The sequence below is a fragment of the Granulicella pectinivorans genome (assembly GCF_900114625.1).
Lineage (GTDB): Bacteria > Acidobacteriota > Terriglobia > Terriglobales > Acidobacteriaceae > Edaphobacter > Edaphobacter pectinivorans.
Genome location: NZ_FOZL01000001.1, coordinates 3378423 through 3398978 on the forward strand (window position 1 = coordinate 3378423; position 20556 = coordinate 3398978).

General features: G+C 60.1%; 16 protein-coding genes and 1 tRNA gene. 12 read left to right on the forward strand and 5 right to left on the reverse strand.

All coding sequences use genetic code 11. The annotated features are described in order from the left end of the window. Positions 1-4: 4 nt before the first annotated feature. Positions 5-976: a LysR family transcriptional regulator gene (locus BM400_RS13395; RefSeq protein WP_089839629.1), complete on the reverse strand. Its 972-nt coding sequence runs from the start codon at positions 974-976 to the stop codon at positions 5-7. Between the two features lie 272 nt (positions 977-1248). Between BM400_RS13395 and BM400_RS13400 the strand changes: the two genes are divergently transcribed. Together BM400_RS13400 and BM400_RS13405 are read left to right on the forward strand one after the other, a co-directional pair. After that, complete coding sequence (locus tag BM400_RS13400) at positions 1249-1482, forward strand: helix-turn-helix domain-containing protein (RefSeq protein WP_089839630.1); 234 nt, start codon at positions 1249-1251, stop codon at positions 1480-1482. 220 nt (positions 1483-1702) lie between these two features. Beyond that, positions 1703-2830 carry a tyrosine-type recombinase/integrase gene (locus BM400_RS13405; protein WP_089839631.1) on the forward strand — a complete coding sequence of 376 codons (1128 nt, stop codon included), beginning with the start codon at positions 1703-1705 and terminating at the stop codon, positions 2828-2830. Between the two features lie 74 nt (positions 2831-2904). Here BM400_RS13405 and BM400_RS13410 read toward each other — a convergent pair. Next, a tRNA-Met gene (locus BM400_RS13410) sits at positions 2905-2981 on the reverse strand. A gap of 169 nt (positions 2982-3150) precedes the next feature. On the opposite strand from BM400_RS13410, the gene BM400_RS13415 reads away from it, so the two are divergent. From BM400_RS13415 to BM400_RS13445, 7 genes are all read left to right on the forward strand, one after another. After that, positions 3151-4569 (forward strand): BON domain-containing protein, encoded by a 1419-nt coding sequence (locus tag BM400_RS13415; RefSeq protein WP_089839632.1) that lies wholly within the window; start codon positions 3151-3153, stop codon positions 4567-4569. 234 nt (positions 4570-4803) lie between these two features. Next, positions 4804-6780, forward strand: a complete 1977-nt coding sequence (locus BM400_RS13420; protein ID WP_089839633.1) for a peptidylprolyl isomerase — start codon at positions 4804-4806, stop codon at positions 6778-6780. A 125-nt stretch (positions 6781-6905) separates the two neighbouring features. Continuing rightward, positions 6906-8498: a 4-alpha-glucanotransferase gene (gene malQ / locus BM400_RS13425; RefSeq protein WP_425432392.1), complete on the forward strand. Its 1593-nt coding sequence runs from the start codon at positions 6906-6908 to the stop codon at positions 8496-8498. A gap of 63 nt (positions 8499-8561) precedes the next feature. Further along, positions 8562-8747 carry a hypothetical protein gene (locus tag BM400_RS13430; protein ID WP_089839635.1) on the forward strand — a complete coding sequence of 62 codons (186 nt, stop codon included), beginning with the start codon at positions 8562-8564 and terminating at the stop codon, positions 8745-8747. Continuing rightward, positions 8747-9295 (forward strand): 3-hydroxyacyl-CoA dehydrogenase NAD-binding domain-containing protein, encoded by a 549-nt coding sequence (locus BM400_RS13435; protein ID WP_089839636.1) that lies wholly within the window; start codon positions 8747-8749, stop codon positions 9293-9295. Before BM400_RS13430 ends, BM400_RS13435 begins: the two co-directional genes overlap by 1 nt. 51 nt (positions 9296-9346) lie before the next feature. Continuing rightward, positions 9347-10603, forward strand: coding sequence for an ABC transporter permease (locus BM400_RS13440; protein WP_089839637.1), 1257 nt, complete (start codon positions 9347-9349; stop codon positions 10601-10603). A gap of 3 nt (positions 10604-10606) precedes the next feature. After that, the gene (locus BM400_RS13445) at positions 10607-11845 is read left to right on the forward strand and encodes an ABC transporter permease (protein ID WP_089839638.1); all 1239 of its coding nucleotides are present in this window, start codon (positions 10607-10609) and stop codon (positions 11843-11845) included. Between the two features lie 22 nt (positions 11846-11867). On the opposite strand, the gene BM400_RS13450 is transcribed toward BM400_RS13445, so the two are convergent. Then, positions 11868-13847 carry a M1 family aminopeptidase gene (locus BM400_RS13450; protein WP_342714588.1) on the reverse strand — a complete coding sequence of 660 codons (1980 nt, stop codon included), beginning with the start codon at positions 13845-13847 and terminating at the stop codon, positions 11868-11870. Between the two features lie 324 nt (positions 13848-14171). Continuing rightward, positions 14172-15392: a lipid-A-disaccharide synthase gene (lpxB, locus tag BM400_RS13455; RefSeq protein WP_089839640.1), complete on the reverse strand. Its 1221-nt coding sequence runs from the start codon at positions 15390-15392 to the stop codon at positions 14172-14174. Positions 15393-15427: 35 nt separating this feature from the next. Here lpxB and BM400_RS13460 point away from each other — a divergent pair, with 35 nt between their 5' ends. Next, positions 15428-16090: a YdeI/OmpD-associated family protein gene (locus BM400_RS13460; protein WP_089839641.1), complete on the forward strand. Its 663-nt coding sequence runs from the start codon at positions 15428-15430 to the stop codon at positions 16088-16090. A 6-nt stretch (positions 16091-16096) separates the two neighbouring features. Here the strand turns inward: BM400_RS13460 and BM400_RS13465 are convergent, their stop codons facing one another. Further along, positions 16097-18043 (reverse strand): ABC transporter ATP-binding protein, encoded by a 1947-nt coding sequence (locus BM400_RS13465; protein ID WP_245781993.1) that lies wholly within the window; start codon positions 18041-18043, stop codon positions 16097-16099. A 226-nt stretch (positions 18044-18269) separates the two neighbouring features. Here BM400_RS13465 and hemW point away from each other — a divergent pair, with 226 nt between their 5' ends. After that, positions 18270-19472 (forward strand): radical SAM family heme chaperone HemW, encoded by a 1203-nt coding sequence (gene hemW / locus BM400_RS13470; RefSeq protein ID WP_089839643.1) that lies wholly within the window; start codon positions 18270-18272, stop codon positions 19470-19472. Positions 19473-19494: 22 nt separating this feature from the next. Next, entirely contained in the window at positions 19495-20520 is a 1026-nt protein-coding gene (locus BM400_RS13475; RefSeq protein ID WP_089839644.1) for a threonine aldolase family protein, read from the forward strand. The last annotated feature ends 36 nt before the right edge of the window (positions 20521-20556 follow it).

The following is a 20556-nucleotide window of genomic DNA, read 5'->3' on the forward strand; positions in this document are numbered from 1 at the left end:
CAAGCTACGACGATGAGCACGTTGCGGACGGCGAGCCGTTCTTCTCGATCGGCAGGATCATTTGCGATGGTTGCAGGACGATTGTCGAACGGGTGACAGATGCGCGAACAAACTCGCTAACAAGTCTTGAATTATCGTCCCCGCGCGCAGCGATCCACTCGTCCAGGCACAGCGCCTCCTCCTCCAGAGGTTTGGCGACAAGCCGCTTTCCATCGAGTTTTAGGGCACCCGCCTTGGTCAGTAGCGCAACTCCACGGCTAGCCATCAGCAAGTGCTCCGCCTCGTCCGGGTAGAGTATCCGGTCAATATGCTTCGGATGGATATGCTCATCCCGCATCAGTTTCATAATCCTCTCGTAAAGCAACGGATGTGTCCGCTGCTGGTAGATGATCCAGCGCTCGTCACGAAGGTCTGCCAGCTTGATTGCGCTCTTTGATGCGAGGCTGTGTTCTCTTGGCAGAACTACGTGAAGCGGCGTTTCCGCCAGCTTGGTCATCGTCAGTTTTGCGTTTCGCTCAGGCTGCGTGATGAGCGCTACATCAAGGTCAGCGCTCATCAGCCCGTGTGCCAGATCGGACGACGGCTCACTGTGGATGCTGATTTCGAGGTCAGAGTACAGGGGCAATCTGATGGAGTAGAGAACTTCTACAAGGACGGGGTCCACGTCCGGTGACTTTCCGATCTCCAGAAAATGCCCGGCCCTGTCCTTCGTCTCTCTAGCCGACCGAATTGCCCTTTCCCCATGCGCGAGAGAGATACGTGCGTGTTCCACGTAGGATCGGCCGGCGTCTGTGATTTCGATTGAACGTCGATCACGCGCGAATAGCTTGGCGTTCGCCTCGCGTTCTGCGCTCTGAATGCACCGGGAGAGGCCCGATTGAGACAAGCCGACTCGCTCAGCCGCGCGGCCGAAGTGCATCTCCTCGGCCAAAGTGATAACCGCTTCCAAATGCCTTGTTTTGAACCTTTGCTGCATGGCCCGTCCCCAATCTCTTTGAAATAGGGATCAACATTCCAGCAGCAGTAATGGCGACGTTTTCCACCGCCGGAATACCATTTTCCACAGGCGGTGAGGCTGTTGTCAACTTTGATTCCCCCGCGCCATTGACATTGCGGACGCTGCCCGACCTTAACTTTCTGCCTGTCAAAGTCTGCACTTATGCGTCCGGTGCATAAGCGAGGTCTTGAAACTCATTGGACTTCGATCTCGAAAACCTTCACCTTCAACTCACGTACTAGGAGGTCTGGATGTTCGACGAGAAAAAACCACCCACATCTGAGCGTCTGCTCCCCATCGTTGGCCGGGCCGGCGTGGAAGCCCTACTGGATAGTCATGCCGCAGCAGCCCTGCTCGGAGTTCATCCCCGCACCCTTCAGCGCATGGTGCTTCGGGGCCAAATCACAGGCGTCCAGGTGGGCAAGCTTTGGCGCTTCCGGGCCTCCGCAATCGACCATTGGATCGACCAGAAGCAAGCTGGCTAACCTCCCGAAAAACCATGTTTTCCGCAGATAAAGCGGCCCGCTCTCGGCTACCCTTAGAACAGCCATTCGTGCCGTGAGTCGAGGAGGAATCTTGATATCACGAGCGCGTTACCAGTTCGGAAGTCTTACACGCAAGAAGCGGGCGAAGGGATCAGACGCCTGGGAGTTTCGGTACTACGAAACGATCGAGAACGGCACACGGCAGCGGAGGACTGCTACCGTGGGCTCGGTCGAGAAGTACGGTACCAAAGCTCTCGCACAAAGGGCGGTTGAAGCTCTTCTCCTAAAACTCAACTCTGAAACTCCACAGCAGTCCATGGCCGTGGTGACGTTCGGCGCGATATGCGACCGCTACCTTGAGGAAGAACTGCCAGAACGGTATTCGACGGCGAAGTCTTACCGCTCGAATATCAAGAACTACCTCAGGCCTAGATGGGGCGATTATCTGCTCGAAAAGATCCGGCCAATGGCGGTCGAGGATTGGTTGAAGAACCTTTCTATGGCTCCGAAGTCGAAGGCCCACATCCGTAGCGTGATGCACCTGATGTTCGAGTGCGCCACGCGGTGGGAACTCTTCAACGAGCGCCGAAACCCGATTGCGTTGGTTCGCGTGAAAGGTGGCAGCAAGCGCCGGCAACGTCCGACTTCGCTTACTGTGGAGGAGTTCGAACTCATCGTTGCGACACTGCAAGAGCCGTGGCGCACGATGGTACAGATAGCCCAATGTCTCGGTCTTCGCGTAAGCGAGATCGCGGCGCTTCAATGGGACGACTTCGATTTCGACAAAAACCAGCTTCTCGTTCAGCGTAGCTTTGTGAACGGCAGGGTGGATGACGTCAAGACCGAATACTCCCAGGACTACGTTCCTCTGCATCCGTCCTTGACCGAGATCGTTCTCAAGTGGAGCACGCAAGCTGTGGCCACGGAAGAAGGCTGGGTCTTTGCTAACCCGAGAACGAACCGGCCCTACTATCCCACCGAGATCCAGAAGCGGCATCTTCGCCCCTCGGGTTGCTGTGTGGTGGCATGTCCGACCTGCGGGGCAGCACCTGGTGTCTGGTGTAACCAGGATCAGAAAACCGGAAACGGCGTTCGTATGCTTTTGCACGAAACGCGCGTGAAGAACTCCGGCAAGTACGGGGGCATCGGCTGGCACACGTTCCGCCACACGTATCGTTCGTGGCTGGACGAGACCGGAGCTCCGATGAAGGTGCAGCAGGAGCTGATGCGACACGCTTCCATCCAGACGACGATGAACGTCTATGGACAGGCAATGTCGTCATCGAAGCGGGAAGCGAATGGGAAGGTGGTAGAGATGGTGCTCAAGCCGTTGAAAGCGAGCGCCTAAACTCCACTTTTTGCTATTGGGAGTTTATGGGAGTCTGTCAGCATTTCCAGACTTTCGTAACTTATTGATTTGATTGGTTGCGGGGGTAGGATTTGAACCTACGACCTTTGGGTTATGAGCCCAACGAGCTACCGGGCTGCTCCACCCCGCATTCACAATATAGCGCTTCTGCAGATGGAAGTCAACGCGGCCCCCGAACTCGCGACAGCGAAGACAATGGGAAGACCACCGTAACTTTTCTATAAAATTCGCGTCTTCACTAGCAGGACAAACGCACACGCACCAGGCGGCGTCCAAGGTACAGGTTTCGGAGGTTTTGCATGAAGCTCGAAAGTTGTTTTTCCCGGTTTGTTTCTCCCATGGTTCTTGCCGGAGTCCTTTCGTTCAGCGCTGCCGGCTCCGCGCAGAAGGCGGTTCCAGACGCGCAGATTGAGGCAGGCGTACTCAAAGCCCTCGCTTCGGCACCAGAACTCGCCACACAAGGAATCAACACAACGACGGTTTACGGTACCGTTACGCTGAGCGGTTCCGTCCAGACCGAAGCCCAGCGCCAGAAGGCCGAGCAACTTGCTGCTAACGCCCCAAACGTAAAGAAAGTGGTCGATGAACTGACCCTCGGTGGCAGCACAACGCCGGTCTCGACCGCGCAGAATCAGCAGGATCCGGGTGATGGTCGCGTTCTTCTCTCGGACGGCACTTACGCCCCCGCAGACAACAGTCAGCAGCCGAACGCCCAACAGAATCCGCAGATGGGGCAGGCAACTCCCGGTCAGCCCGGTGACGACAACGTCCCACCGCCGAACGGCCCCGATACCGATCCCTATGGCCGTCCCTTGAACCAGCAGGGAAATGGTCAACAGGCGAACGGCCAGCAGAATACCGCGCAAGAGCCGCCCAACACGACCCCGCAGCCCGGGTACGGCTACCCGAACGGCCAACCGCAGTACCCGCCTCAGACGCAGGCGGCCGGACAGTATCCGCCACCGGCCCGGGCTCCTTATAACGGCCCCTACGGTGCTCCTCCGCCGCAGCAGAACGGCTACAACCAGCAGGCGCCGGGCTACGGACAGGTCGGCGGCCAGACAGTCACAATACCGAGCGGTACGGTGCTGCAGGTTCGTGTGAACCAGCACCTCAGCTCGCGTGACATCAAGGCCGGAACGCCATTCCAGGCCATCATTGTCCACGACATCGTCGCCGGTGGCCAGATCGCGATCCCCCGCGGAGCCAGCGTGCAGGGCGTAGTCGTTGACGCGACCAGCTCCGGAACGCTCAAGGGACGTGGCGAACTTGGCCTTCAACTCAACCAGATTAGCCTGGGTGGTCAGACCTTTCCCATCACCTCCGACATCTTCACCGCCCACGGCGGCGACAAAACCCTCCAGACAGTCAATTCGACGGTGGGTCTTGGCGCACTTGGAGCCATCTTCGGGGCAGTTGCCGGAGGGGGAGCGGGTGCTGCCATCGGTGCCGGTGTTGGCGGTGCGGTTGGTTTGGGCGCTTCAGCTGCCTCGGGCCGGGGCGACGTCTTTATTCCCTCTGAAGCCGTGCTGAACTTCCGCATTGTGCAGCCTGCCTCGGTCGTCACGGTCTCGCAAGCCGAGCTGCAGCGTCTTGGATATGGCGTTCCAGCAGGTGGCCCGCTGATGGTGCGTCGCTACCCTCCTCCTGGCTATTACTATCCTGCTCCGGTGTACTACTATCCCCGCGGCTACTATCGTCCGTATTACCCGTACTAGGCCCCTGAAACGGGAAAATGTAAAGGCCCTGCGACCGCGTAGGGCCTTTACATTTCCGAGCACCCCTGCAAACTTGGCGGGAGACCGTCTCTATAACTGATTTATACTTATGCCTTGCCCTGCAATCGGCGTGGCGCGCGTCTTTTCGAAGCTTTTGAAGACCGCTCCATGTCCAGCAAAATCCCGGGCATGCGGCCTCCGTGGCCGCTCGAAGTGAAGGTCTAAAGCCCCAGCATGATACGCATTCTGCAGCAGGACAACCGTTACACCAAGATCGTCTTCGCCGTCATCATTGGCTTTGCTGTGGTCACCATGGTGATCACCCTCGTTCCAGGCATCTTCGATAACGTCGGCTCTGGTGCCGGCAGCGATGTCTACGCGACGGTTCACGATCCGAATCCGCTTGGCCGTATCACCTCCGAGTCCGTCCCCGTCAAACAGTCTGAAGTCACCGCGCTCGCCCAGCGCCAGCTCACGCAGCAGCGCCTTCCGCCGTTCCTCCTGCCGTACATGGAGCAGCGCGCCGGCCAGATCCTCGTGCAGCGCGCCATCCTGAAGCGCGAGGCCGACCGCCTCAACCTCCAGGTGTCGGACGCCGACCTCGCCCGCGAACTGAAGACCGGGCCCTTCGCCCAGTACATCTTCCCGAACGGCGAGTACATCGGCGACGACAAGTACATGTCCTTCGTCCAGACCGCGTTCGGCACGACTCGTTCGGATTTTGAGTCCAAGGTGAAAGACGACATGGAGCTGACGCGTCTTCAGGCGCTCATCACCGGTGGCGTCACCGTCTCCGATAACGCTGTCCGTGAGGCTTACAAGCAGCAGGGTACCAAGGTGAAGTTCGACTACGCTGTCATCTCGGCGGAAGACCTCGCCAAGGGGATCAACCCGTCCGAGTCCGACCTGCAGGACTTCTTCAAGAAGAACGCCGCCCGTTACGCGACCGCAGTTCCTGAGACCCGCAAGATCGCCTACTTTACCTTTGATGCCTCGAACCTCCCGGGCGGCAAGCCTCAGGTGACCGATGCCGACCTGCAGACCTACTACAACGCCCACAAGGACCAGTTTCAGGTCAAGGAGCAGGTCAAGGTTCGCCACATCCTCATCGCCGCACCTGCGGGCGACGCTGCCAAGGACGCTGCGGCCAAGGCCAAGGCAGCCGACATCTTGAAGCAGATCAAGGCCGGCGGCAACTTCGCTGAGCTCGCGGCCAAGAACTCGGATGACCCGGGATCGAAGGCACAGGGCGGGGAACTTGGCTGGCTCGATCGCGGCAAGACTGTTCCCGAATTCGATAAGACTGCCTTCGATCTCCAGCCGGGACAGACTTCGGACCTGGTCAAAACGCAGTTTGGCTACCACATCATCCAGACCGAAGAGAAGAAGACCGCGCACCTCCGCACGCTGGACGAAGTCAAGGCAGAGATCACTCCGATCGTCGAGCAGACGAAGTTCGGCGCAGCCGAGCAGGCCTTTGCGAAACAGCTCTCCGACGAAGCCGCCAAGAACGGCCTCGACAAGACCGCTGCCGCGCACAACCTGCACGCCGGTACGACCGACTTCGTTGCGAAGGACGGCGTGATTCCGGCGCTTGCTGATTCGAGCGCGCTCCTCACCGCAGCCTTCACCGCCCCCAAGGGAGCAGCACCCCAGTCGACCGCTACCGGCGACGGCTTTGCGATCTTCCAGGTCACCGACGTCAAGCCGGCACACGCGCCTGAGTTTGCCGCCTACCACGACAAGTTGGTGGCAGACTTCAAGGAGCAGCAGGCTCCGCAGCTCCTCAACCAGCAGCTTGCCAAGCTCGATGACCGTGCGAAGGTTCTCAACGACTTGCGCAAGGCCGCTGCCGAAATGAATATCCCGGTCAAGAGCTCGGATCTGGTTGGCCGCGATGGTCAGGTGCCGGATGTTGGCTCCATGGCCGGTCAGGGGTCGGTTGCGTTCTCGCTCGATAAGGGGGCAATCTCGGCACCCATCAATGAGGGCCGCGTCGGTATCGTGCTCACGGTTACGGATAAGCAGGAACCCTCTACCGACGACATCGCCAAGAACTTCGCCGCTACCAAGGACCAGCTTCTCAACGATCAGCACGAGGAGATCTTCAAGGTTTACCTCGGCAACCTGACCGATACCTACGAGAAGAAGGGTGCGGTCAAATACACGAAGAAGCAGCCTGCGCCCGGTGCGAGTCCGTTCGGTAGCTAACCGGAAAGACACACAACAGACAAAGGCCCGTAGTCGCCCCGAGGCGGCAACGGGCCTTTCTCGTTAACCTCGTCGGAACCGTCAAAGCATAAACTCGCATCAGAGACCAAAGGGAGAGACAGCGTATGCCAATGGCTAGCATGGAGCGTCAATCGGGTGTTTTGTTACACGTTACGTCGCTTCCCTCACACGGCGGAGTAGGCGACTTCGGACCTGCAGCGTACGCCTTTGTCGACTTTCTCGCAGCCGCCAAACAGCGTACCTGGCAGGTGCTTCCACTGAGCCCCACTGGCTACGGCTCTTCGCCCTATTCGGCTTTGTCAGCCTTTGCTGGGAATCCCATTCTCATCTCGCTTGAGCGCCTCGCGCAGGACGGATGGGTGGCGTGGGAGAAACTCAACGACCTACCCGGAGCCGAAGGCCACTGTGACTACGCCGGCGCCTTCGAAAAGAAACTCCCGCTCATCGAGGAGGCCGCAGGCCGCTTCCTCGATGGAGCCTCCGACGATGCACGCGCTCGTTTCCACAAGTTCTGCCAGGACAATGTTTCCTGGCTACCCGATTACGCGATGTTCAACGTGCTGCGCCGCGAGTACAACTACGCCAGTTGGAATGAGTGGCCGCTTGAATATGTGCAGCGTAAACAGGACGCTCTGACCAAACTCCTCACCGACCGCAGTCACGAACTCGCCATCGAACAGGTGATTCAGTTCTTCTTCTCCGAGCAGTGGTGCGCGCTGCGTGCCTACTGTGCGGAGCGCAAGATCCAGATCATGGGCGACGTCGCTATCTTTGTGAACTACGACTCGGCAGACGTCTGGACCAACCCGGATATCTTCGAACTCGATGAGCAGCGCAACCCTATCCGCGTGTCGGGGGTGCCCCCGGACTATTTTTCAGCGACCGGTCAACGGTGGGGCAATCCGCTCTACAAATGGGGCACCTTGCGTGAGCGTGGATTCGATTGGTGGGTAGCTCGTATCCGTCGATCACTGACCCTCTACGACATCATTCGCCTCGATCACTTCCGCGGCTTCGAGGCGTTCTGGTCCATCGACGCGAAGGAGGAGACGGCCATGAACGGCGTCTGGATCAAGGCGCCAGGGCAGGAGCTTTTCATGCGGCTGAAGGAAGTCTTCGGCGACCTCCCCTTCATTGCGGAAGATCTCGGCGTCATCACGCCCGAGGTGGACGAGCTTCGCGAGCGCTTCGGCATGCCCGGCATGCGCATTCTGCAGTTCGGCTTCGCGGAGCGTGGTGGGCACATGTACCTGCCTCACCGTTATGTCCCCAACACGGTAGCCTACACCGGCACGCACGACAACAACACGACGCTTGGCTGGTGGCTCGATGATGCGTCCGAGACTGAGCGAAATAATGCGCAGGCATATCTTCAGCACATCAACCATCCGGCTGAGATCGTGTGGGCTGCCATCCGCGCTGCGGCTCGCTCGGTTGCGAACCTCTGCATCTTTCCGCTGCAGGATATCCTGCATCTCGGCAGCGAAGCCCGTATGAACACGCCCGCCGCTCCGATAGGGAACTGGGCATGGCGTTACGCTCCCAATGCGCTTCATCCCGACTTTGCCATTCAACTCGCAGCATTGATGGAGATGACCGACCGAGACGATTACGTGATGCCGAGGGAGAACCCGGCCGATTCCGGAAAGCCTACCGAGGAAGCTCATCTGCGCGTCGAGGCGGGAACGACGGTCTAGAGAATCACGCAGACCGCAAAACGTTTAGACTCATAGCAGCAATAAAACAGATCAGGAGTAAGCATGCCTCTTTCCGGTGAAGCCATCCGCACCATGAACTACGTCGACGATATCTCGGTCACACTCCGCCGCATCCTCTCGGTTCTGCCGTCCCTGACTGAAGAGGAGCGTCAGCGCGTCGCCACCCACATTCGCGCCGCCGATCCCAGCTACGAGTCGGTGGTGACTGCACTGGAAGGCAAGGAGTAGTGCAGGAGGCGGCCCACGTCCTCGCCATCATCGGCGCCGGAACGGCGGGCCGCCGCTTTGCACTCGCATGCGCGGCGGCAGGCTTCGATGTCATCCTTGAAGACGTCATGCCCGCCAATCTGCGGCGTGCTCAGGATGAGTACCAGTCGCTCCAATCCCGTGGCAAATTGACCGTTGCCCTTACCGTGGAAGAAGCGGTTCGCCGTGCCGACATCGCGATCGACTTCGTTCCCGATGAGCTGGAGTCTAAGCTTGAGATCTTCTCGCTGATGGACCGCATGGCTCCCCCTCGCACCATCTTCTGCACACCATCCGAAGCCCTCAGCATCACAGACCTCGCCTCCTGTGTCTACCGTCCTGACCTGTGCTTTGCGCTGCGGGGAGATCTTGCCGGTGAAGGCTCCGTCCGTATCCTGTATCCCGAGAAGCACAGCGCGGAGGCTCTCTCCGCGGTCACCTCAGTCTTTGCAGCGCTTGGCCGCACGCCTAAGACTGAACCCGATCCGGACGTGCCGATGTTGATGAAGAACCTCGTCGCTCGCCCCTAGTTCACGGAACCAACTCCGCTTGCGGAACGTACCCACGTCAGGTACCCGCACATGCGCCGTTTTCTCGACATCGTCCAACAGGTCTTCGAGGCTATCTGGGCCAACAAGCTCCGCTCCTTCCTCACAATGTTCGGCATCGCCTGGGGAGTTGCATCGCTGCTGCTGCTCGTGGGGCTCGGAGAGGGCTTTCGCTCCGGCAACCAGCGCGGCCTGGCTGAGTTTGGCACCGACGTCATCATGATCTTTGGCGGCAACATCCCATCGCTGCCTGGCCAGCACTCTGGTCTTCACCCCTACAAGCTCACCCTGGGCGACCTCGACGCCGTCCGGACACAGGCCCCGCACGTCCGGAACGCCACGGCCATCATCAACCGGGGAGACCTCAAGCAGGTGAGTGAGTATTCGAGCGCGGGCGGTCCGGTCATGGGCATCCTGCCGAACTTCGCGGACATTCGCAAGCTCCCGATCGTGCAGGGACGCGGCCTTCGACAGGAAGATATCGCACAGCATCGTCTCGTCGTCATTCTTGGCCAGAAGAGCAACCAGCTTCTCTTTCCGGGTCGCCCGTCCATTGGAAATTTCATCACGCTCAACGGCTACCGACTTGAAGTCATAGGCGTCGCCGACAAGATAGGGCGCGGGAACAACAACAACGACAACCAGAAGGTCTACATCCCGTTGACCACCATGATGGAGCTCTTTCCCATCAAGGGCGACAACATCCCGAAAGACGCCATTTCGTCCATCCAGTACCAGCCCAGCACCGCCGACCAGAATGAGCTTGCCAAGATTGAGGTGCATCGCATCATCGGTCACCGGCACGGATTCAACCCGTTGGACCCCGAGGCCATCGAGGAGTGGGACACCATCAAGAGCTCCCGCTCGATCGGCATGATCTTTACTGCGATGGACGTATTCCTGGGCGGCGTGGGCATCGTCACGCTGGCGCTCGGCGCGGTCGGCATCATCAACATCATGCTTGTCACGGTCAGTGAGCGCACCAAGGAGATCGGTCTCCGCAAGGCGCTCGGCGCAACGAACCGTAGCATCATGACCCAGTTTTTTCTCGAAGGAATGGTACTCACCGGCACCAGCGGGGCGATCGGCATTGTGGCCGCCGCCGCGCTGATGATGGGGCTGACCGCGATCGCCGGTCCAGGCGTGCAGGGCTTCGATCCTCCCCGGCTTGTGCCATGGTCGGCCGCGATGGCCGTTGGCGCGCTCTCTATCGCAGGCGTGATTGCGGGCCTGTACCCCGCTCGCAAGGCAGCTCTGCTCGAACCCGTGGAAGCTCTCAGGAAGGACTAGGTAATGCTCAAGGATGTATTCGGACAAGCGATGGAGGCGATGCGCCACAACGGCCGGCGCACGGTCATCACCATCGTCGGCATGGCCTGGGGCATTGCCACCGTGGTTCTGCTGCTCGCGTACGGCGCAGGCTTCGGTCGCGCCATTGAGACGATCTTCATGCAATTCGGCACGAACATGATCGGCGTATTCCCGGGACGTACCTCCGAGCAGGCCGGAGGCTCCAAGGCGGGTGTCCAGGTGCGACTCACCCTGGAAGATATGGAACGCATCCAGGAGACCATCCCCGGCATCATCCACACCGCGCCCGATGTCGGCAAAACCGTGACCGTCGAGAGTGATCGCCGCAGCGAGAACTGGAACGTGGATGGCATCACCCCCGAGCTTCAGTCCATCCTCAAGAAAGAGGTTTCGACCGGACGCCTCCTCACGCAGGCCGACGTCGATCAGCGTGCGCACGTCGTTGTGATCGGCTCCCAGGCCAAAACCATGCTCTTCTCGGGGATGAACGCCATCGGTCAGCCCGTTCGACTGAACGGAATCTCGTTTGAGGTCGTCGGTGTCCTTGCCGCCAAGATGCAGGAGGGCGACGACGACATCAACCGTGGCCTGTTCATCCCCTTCAGCACCATGACGGACATAAAGGACACGCACTATCTCGACGGTATCTGGATGAGCTACAACGGCGATCATAAGACCGTCGAAAACGCCATCCGAAAGATGCTTGGCGAGTCCCACGGCTTCCGCCCGTCGGACCGTAACGCCATCTACGTCGCTAACATCATGGAACAGCTCGCACAGTTCCGTATCGTGTCGCTGGGCCTGCAGGTTCTTCTACTCTTCATCGGAGCCCTGACGCTGGGCATCGCTGGTATTGGCCTGATGAACATCATGCTGGTCAGCGTGCAGCAGCGCACCCGCGAGATCGGCGTGGAGAAGGCACTCGGCGCGCGCCGCCGTCACATCCTGCTGCAATTCCTGTCGGAAGCGCTCGTCATCAGCGGCGTGGGCGGCTTCGGTGGCATTCTGCTGGCGTACATCGTCAGCTTCTCGGTGGGCCGCATCACGTTTTACAGCGCCCTCGCTACGGGTGGGGAAGCTGCGGATATTCAGCTTCTGATCTCGCCGCACATCGTGTTGGTCGCGTCGATTACGCTGATTGTCGTGGGTACGATCAGCGGCATGGTGCCCGCGATTCAAGCCTCGAAGCTCGATCCGATCGAAGCACTTCGATACGAATAAAGCCTCGAGGCGGCGGTGTGGGCTAGTTGTCCGCCTCGCGTTTATAAGGCTTCTGCATGCTTGCGCGCGCCTCATTCACCGCCCCTTGCGTGTTGTCATTGGTCTGCACGGCCAAGCGATACTCGTTCACCGCACGATCTCTCTGCCCCGTCACATCGAAGATGCGACCCAACTGCACATGCGACCAGACTTCGGTCCACTTCGGATCGCCATCGCCGCGCAGCGAATCGCGGAAGCTGTTCGCAGCCGACTGGTAGTTTCTCTGATTGAAGAAAATCTCACCAATCCGGTAGCTGGCGAGCGAACTGCTCTTGTTCGCGTCCAGCGCCTTCTGGTACTCCACCAGGGCAGCCGTGTTATCGCCCTGCGCCACAAGCTGCTGCCCACGCAGTACAGCCACGCGCACCGCGAGGTCGGGTGTGCTCTTCAGCAGCCAGTTCGAAGGATCGATCGTAATCCGCCGCGGCCGTCCGAAGGTCTCGATCGAGTACTGCGAGTCCGTCCCGCTGACATCGATCTTCTTGATCTCCGTCTTGCCGTCCGTCTCGATCCTCAACTCCACCGGCATCCGGAACAGATCGAGGTCTTGCGTGATCGCGCCGATCGTCCTGAAGCCCTTGTTGTTGCCCAAACGAAACACCGTGAACTTGTTGCCGAACGCCGGCGCGCCCGTCCCATCCAGCCATTGCGCAAAGAACGGCGCCAGGTTGTCGCGCGACTCGTCCCCCGCCGTGGCGATGGCGACGGTCTGCACATTGGAACTGCGAATCCCCTTATCCGCATATTGAGTTAGCAGGGTCTTCAGAAACTTGTTGAAGTTGTCGTCGCCCATCTCCCACCGCAACATGTGGAAGACCATCGCGCCCTTCTCGAGCGTCATCGACTGAAACTGCGGAGAATAGGGATCTACCCTGCCGAGCGTCGTGAGAGGCTCGGTGTCGTAGGCCAGCGCACCCGCCGACACATCCCCAATCGCTGACTGAAACGCATTCTTGCCTGCCGAGTCTTCGAGGAACATCAACTCTGCATAGCGGCTCATCCCGTTCGTGATCCACGCGTCATTCAGCGTCGCGGGCGAGACCTGCGAGCCCCACCACTGGTGCGCAATGGTGTTCGACAGGAGCCGGGCGCTGTTGCGATCCATCCTCTGCCCGGCGATGCAAACCATCTCCGGCGCCCACGAGGCCGAAAGCCCCAGGTCCTCCGGCATCTCGACTACGTTGATCCGTCCCGACTCTGGCGGCCCAAACAGGCTGCTCATGAAGTCGAACTCTTTGTCCGCCTGCTGCGCAAAGTCGACGGCACCAGCCTTGTGCTTCTCGGTCACGTAGACCTTGATGTTGCTGACACCGGGCGCGGTGATGGGTTCGAGGAACTTGCCGGCGATGATCGTTCCTGGAAATCCCGGCTTGCCCCAGTTGAAGGCGTACTCCGCCCGATTGGCCGGCAGCGTCTTCTTCGCCGCAAACCCGCTGCCCGAGCCGATGACGGTCTCATCCGCGGGCACGCGGATATGCATCTCCGCGGTAAAGCGATCGGTGTAAAGCCCCACCATCGGGAACCACCGCCCGGGATAGAGCAGGACCGAGATGGGTTCGGCTACCGCCGCTGTCTTGATGCCTTCCACGGGGCTCGTATCGGCGCCCACCAGCTTACCCGTGTACTCGAACGTCCACGTATTCTGGCTGCTCTTCGCCAGCGGCGTGGCCAGGTTGAAGCGGACGGACGAGTTCGCCGCGAGCCTTTCGGAGGGCAGAACGACGTTCTTCGCATCGGTCACCCTGGTCAGGGTGAGTCCGTTGTTCAGTTCAAACGAAACCTGCGACAGATCGTCCAAGGCTGTGAACGTGACGATCGCAATCGCCGTCAATTCGCTGGTCTTCGGCATCAGGTCCGCCGAGATGTTGTACGCGGTCACATTGACCTGCTGCCTCACCGGCGCGGCCAGCGCAGCCACTGCGACGAACGAGAGGGCGATCCCGGCAATAGTCTTACGAAGCAAACAAACGCGCATGGAGACAAAGTCCTTATCGGAAGAACGTAGAACAGGCCTTCTTGGACTCACGGGTCCAACCGTAACCTGTTCGAGGGACGTGCTTAGCCGCAAACTGCTTATCGAGATGTTAGACGCACGAAAGGCGAAATCGGAAACGGCATGACAAACGCCTTACAATCCCCTCAAACGAAAGAACGTTTGTCATTCTGAGCGAAGCGAAGAACCCCCGTATTTGCCAAAGATCCGAAGGAGCGCTCATCTCGCAAACCGAGACCGCTTTCGCTCTTCGGCAGGCCCAAATGCGGGTGGGCGCATCCTGAGACATGGGTTTCAGGCCAATCCCAAAACCCCAAGCACCGCCCCAGCAACCCGCTCCACCGGACTCTCATCCCCACTCACAACCAGCCGCCCCTTAGCCTCCGTGAGATCCCGCACCATCCGCTCCCGCTCCACCCCATTCTCAATCAGTGGTTTCAGAGCCGAAGCCACCGAAGCCGCCGTAAATTGCTCATTGATCAGCTCCGGCACGATCCTCTTTCCCGCAATCAAATTCACCATTGCGATCGGCAGATTTCCAACCTCATCTACCGGAGCCGGAATCTCCACCGGATACTTCACCAGCCTCTTCGCGAGCGCAAAGGTCGTCTTCGAAACCCGGTAAACCACCACAAACGGATTCCCAATCAACAAAGCCTGCACCGTAGCCGTCCCGCTGGCCACCACCGAAGCCCGCGCATGCGACATAGCCTCGCGCGCATCGAAGACCACGTGCAGGTTTAGCCTTCGGGGTTCGCTGTTGCGGTCGATCGGCTCAATCCAAGACTTCATCTGGTTCTTGAGCCAATCAACGGATATGGTCGTAGCTGCTGGGATCAGAAACTCGCAGTCCATGAAGAGACTCAACTGATCGGCCGCTTCCAGCATCTCAGAAAGATTGGCAACGACCTCTTTCTCTCGACTCCCCGGCAGCAAAGCGATCCAGGTTTTCCCCACGTCCAACCCATACTTCTCTGCGAACTCCTCGCGCGAGCTAACAGGCAAGGGAAGCGCGGCCAGCGGATGCCCCACAAACTCCGCATTCACCCCACGCGCCTCATAAAACGGGGCCTCGAACGGAAAGATCACCATCATCCGCGCGACGCGTTGCTGCACCCACCGCAGTCGTTGCCGCTTCCACGCCCAAAGCTGCGGGCTGACGAACCACACCACCGGAATCCCCATCCGCTTGCAGTGCTTGGCTAGGCGAAAGTTCACATCCGGAAAATCGATCAGCACCGCCACATCCGGTCGCTCACGCTTGATCGAGTCCACCAGCTTCCGGTAGCTCATGTAGATTCGGGGAATATGCCGCAGAATCTCGGTGATCCCCATGACGGCCACATCTTCAGCCTTAATCACCCGATGAAGTCCAGCCGCCTCCATCTCCGTTCCACCAAGCCCGAAGAACGTAGCCCCCGCCAGCCTCCGCTTCAACTCCGAGATGAGCTCCGCCCCGTAGTGATCCCCCGAGGCCTCACCGGCCGACAAAAACACCCGCGCATTGGACGTCATAGCGATACCCTAGTTTAGATCGAGGGAGAAGAGTCGTGCCTGACGATAAACCCCAACACTTCCGCGCCACCCTCGAAAAGGGCGACCGAGCTCTCGGTTGGACCATCGTTCGAATCCCCTTCGACCCCGCCAGTGTGTGGAAGCAGATGATTCGTCTCCGTGTGCAGGGCACCCTCGAAGATCATGCCTTCCGCACATCGCTCTTCCCCGACCAGCGCGGAGGCTTCTACATCCTCGTCAACAAAACCGCGCAGACCGCGACCGGCTGCCACGCAGGCAGTACCGCCGCTTTCACTCTAGCCCCCGATCTCGCACCCCGCGAGGCCTCGCTCCCCGATGAGTTGGCTGTGCTGCTCGACGACGAGCCAGGCTTAATGAAGTGGTACGAATCTCTCACCGAATACACCCGCCGCGAGATCGGCAAATGGATCGACGCCGTGAAGTCCGATGCGGCACGCATCCGCCGCGCTGAGCAGATGGCCGAGCGGCTGCTCGCCACCATGGAAGCCGAGATCGAGCTTCCGCCGCTGATCCAGCAGGCCTTTCGGGCACGACCCAAGGCTCAGAAAGGCTGGCTCAAAATGACAGAGGCACAACGCAGAAACGGCCTCATGGCAGTCTTTTATTGCCAGACACCTGAGGCTCGGCAGAAGCGCCTGGCCAAGCTCTGCGACGAAGCCGAAAAGAAGGCTACCTGAGGCAAGTTACGCCGAAGCCGTTTCAGCGATCGGGGCGCCAATCTCCTGATCGCGATACTGCAACTCATACAGCTTGTAGTACAGCCCGCGATGCGCCAGCAGCTCCTGATGAGTTCCGCGTTCGCGCAGCGTTCCCTTGTGCATCACGAGAATCGAGTCCGCCTTTTGAATCGTCGACAGACGGTGCGCAATCAGCACCGAAGTCCGCCCAGCGATCATGCGCGAAAGCGCAAGCCGCACCCGCTGCTCTGTCTCCGTATCCACCGAGCTTGTGGCCTCATCGAGAATCAGAATCCCAGGATCGTGCGCCAGCGCCCTTGCGAAACTGATCAACTGCTTCTGCCCGGTGGAAAGCGTGGCCCCGCGCTCGATCACCGGCTCCTGGAACCCGAGCGGTAGTGACCGGATAAAGTCGCCGACGTTCACCTCGTCGGCGGCGCGTTCCAACCTCTCCTCGGTAATCCAAGAAGATCCCAGCCGGATGTTCTCCGCGATGGTCCCTGTGAACAGGAACGGGTCCTGCAAAACCACGCCAAATCGCTGCCGCAGAGCCTTCAGGTCCTGCTCCCGCACATCCACGCCGTCCACGAGAATCGACCCACGCTGGATATCGTAGAAGCGCATCATCAATGCCGTGATGGTCGTCTTGCCCGCGCCCGTGTGGCCCACTATCGCGGCTGTCTCGTCCGGGGCAATCACAAAACTGACCCCGCATAGAATCCACTCGATATCGGCGAAACTACGCAGTTCCGCGTCGCTCGCGGTTGCGACACGCGCCTGTTGCCTCGCGTCGAGTGTCTGATACGTAAACCAGACGTCGCGGAACTCAATCCGCCCAAAGTCGCGACCGCTCTTCGCCGCTGCAATCGGCTTTGCCGGCGAGGCAATTCCAGGCACCGTGTCGAGCAGCTTGAAGACGCGCTCGCTCGCGGCCATCGCCGCCTGCAGGATGTTGTACTTGTCGCTCAGATCCTGAATCGGGCGGAAGAAGCGTTGCGCATACTGAATAAACGCGATCAGCACGCCGAGAGTCACGGTTCCAAAGAATCCGGGAGCCCGCGTCAAACCAGCGGACACAAACGGCAGGTTCCGCAGCACAGCCGCTCCGCCCTGCCAGATCACCAGCGCAATCGCGACCGAGCTGAGAAACTCGACCACCGGGTAGTAGAGCGCATAGGCAAAGATCGCATCCGACCACGCCCTTTTGTTCTCGTAGTTCACCTCGGAGAAGTCTTTGTAGGCCCTCTTTTCGCGGTTGAACATCTGCACCACGGCCATGCCCGACACGTACTCCTGGGTGAACGTGTTGATCTTCGCCGTGGCCGCGCGCTGCCGCCTATAGCTATCGCGCACATACTTGCGGAAGATACTCGTCGCGTAGAGAATCGCCGGAATCACCGAGAGCGTAAACAACGCCAGGGGCCAGCTCATCTTCAGCATGATCGCGACGATGAACACAAGAATAAAGATGTCCTCGAAGATCGCCAGCACGCCCGAGGTAAACATCTCGTTCAGCGCATCGACGTCGGAGGTAACACGCGTCACCAGCTTGCCGACCGGATTGTGGTCGAAGAATGCAGGCGACATCCGCTGCAGGTGCCGGAAGATCTGGCTGCGCAGGTCGAACATGATCTTCTGCCCGGTCCACTGCATCAGATACGTCTGCGCAAACTCGAGCCCATAGGTCAGCAAAAGCGTGCCCAGGTACAGCACTCCAAGTTGCGTGATGCCGGTCATCGGAGTCCTGCTCAGATGACGAGCCAGCCACGAGAGCTTCTCCGCGGACTTGCCCGTCATGTACGTATCGACGGCCGTCTCCACAAAGTACGGTCCCATCACGTCGGACGCGGCTTTAATCAGAATGAACACCGCAGACAGCCCCACCTGGAGCTTGTACGGTGTCAAATACGTCAGAAGACGCTTCATCAGCCGCCCGTCGTAGGCTTTGCCCATCACCTCGTCGTCGCCAGCTGGCTTCTTCCTCTCCTCGGCCTTCACCTCGACCGTTTTGGCACTGGAAACGCCGGCTGCGCCCGCCTCAACGGTATCGGCAGCAACCTGCGCGGCAGCATCACTCTTCGGGGCGTCGTTCGTCTTCTCGGTTTCCATGCGTGTCTAGATTCTAGATGCTCCCACCGAAACATCGATTCGCATTGAGGGGCCATGAAACAATAACCGGGTGCCGTTCGAAGCAAAACCCGCAGGCCTCTACCTCTCCATCCCGTTCTGCAAACACAAGTGCAGCTTCTGCAACTTCGCCTCGGACGTCTTCTCGAACGCGCTCCTCGACCGCTATATCGACCGTCTTTGCATCGAGATCCGCGACGCCCGTGCCAAGGCTCACTCCCGCGGTGCCATCCTTCCCAATCACCTCGACACCATCTACTTTGGTGGGGGAACCCCAAGCCTCCTCGCTCCCGCGCATCTGAACCGCATCTTCGCCACCATCCGCGATGGGTTCGAACTCAACCCAGCCGCTGAAATCACCCTCGAAGCCGCGCCGGACCAGCTCTTGCCCGAGACCCTGGAAGTCGCCCAGCGCGAAGGCGTCAACCGCATCAGCTTCGGCGTCCAGTCCTTCATCGATCGCGAATCCGCCGCCGTAGGCCGCACCCACACCGCCGCCTCCTGCCACGCTGAGATCGTCCGTCTGCGTGCCTCCGGGATCGAGAACATCTCGCTCGACCTTATTGCCGGGCTTCCTTACCAGACCCAGCAGTCCTGGGCCGCATCGCTCGACCAGGCAATCGCCACTGCGACCGATCACATCAGCATCTACCTCCTCGAGGTTGACGAAGACTCCCGTCTCGGCCGCGAGTCCCTCGCCGGAGGCCCCCGCTACCACGCCCCCGCCCTACCGCCCGAAGACGATACCGCAGACTGGTACCAGGCCGCCTGCACCCAGCTCGCCGACGTCGGAATCCACCAGTACGAGATCTCCAACTTCGCCCGGCCCGGCCGCCAGTCTCGTCACAATCGCAAGTATTGGCAGCGCGACCCGTACCTCGGGGTAGGCCTCGACGCCCACTCCATGCTGCACTGCCATGACGGCACCGCCATCCGCTGGGCCAACCCGGACGCGATGAGCGCCTACCTGCCCACCGGCGATCTCCCGATCCTGCCGACCGCCCTCAAGATAGACCGCATCGCCCAGGACCAGGCCTTCGAGGAGTCCCTCTTCCTCGGCCTGCGCCTGAATGAAGGGGTCGACCTCAACCATCTCAGCACGCAATTCGGCGAAGCGCGCCTCAACCAGGCCCTCTCCGCAGTCGAAGACATCGCCTTCGCCGGTCTCATCGCCCGCTCAGGAAGCCGCCTGAGCCTCACACCATCCGGACGCCTTGCCTCCAATGAAGTCTTCAGCCGCCTGCTCGTGGCCTAACCTAAGAACGAAGGACTCCCAAATGCTTATTGACCTCCGCAGCGATACCGTCACCAAGCCGACCCACACGATGCGCGAAGCCATGGCCAAAGCCGAGGTCGGTGACGATGTCTACAGCGAAGACCCCACCGTCAATCGCCTCGAAGCCCTTGCCGCAGAGATCTTCGGACGCGAAGCCAGCATCTTCGTCCCCACCGGCACCATGGGCAACCAGATTGCCATCCGTCTCCACACCCAGCATGGCGACGAACTCATCTGCGAGTCTCGCTCCCACATCCTCGACTGGGAGATGGCCATGGCCGCCGCCTTCTCCGGCGTCCAGGCGCGCACGGTAGCTGGAGATCGCGGCATCCTCACCTGGAGCGCTATCAGGCCGTCGATTGCGCCGAAGATCTACTACCGCGCCCAGACCTCGCTCATCTGCATCGAGAATAGTCACAACATGGCGGGCGGAACCGTCACTCCGGCGGGCATCCTCGCCGAGATCTGCGCCGAAGCCAAGGCGATCGGCCTGAAGACGCATCTCGATGGAGCCCGCGTCTTCAACGCCGCCGCGGCGCTCAATACCACGGTCGCCGAGCTCACCAAGGGCTTCGATACGGTCAACTTCTGCCTCTCCAAGGGGCTCGGTGCCCCGGTCGGCTCGCTCCTCGTCGGTACCCGCGCTGACATCACCCGCGCCCGCTCCGTCCGCAAGGCACTCGGCGGAGGCATGCGTCAGGCCGGCATCCTCGCCGCTGCCGGTCTTCTCGCGCTTCAGGAAGGCCCGGCTCTGCTGCCCAACGATCACGCCAACGCCCGGCTGCTCGCGGAGGCCGTGGCCACTTCATCCGCAGCGCAGATCGACCTCGCATCCGTCCAGACCAACATCGTCATCTTCGCCCTGAAAGCCGAGAACGCCGCGCCAGCCTTCGTAGCAAGGTTGAAGGAACAGGGAATCCTCGTCAGCGCCATCAATCCGCAGACGGTCCGTTTTGTCACCCACTACGACGTGTCCCGCGCGGAGTGCGCGCGCGCTGCGGCTATTGTCAAAGCTGAATTATCCTAAGAACCCGAAACCCACGCATCTCTGTCGGAGCGTGGG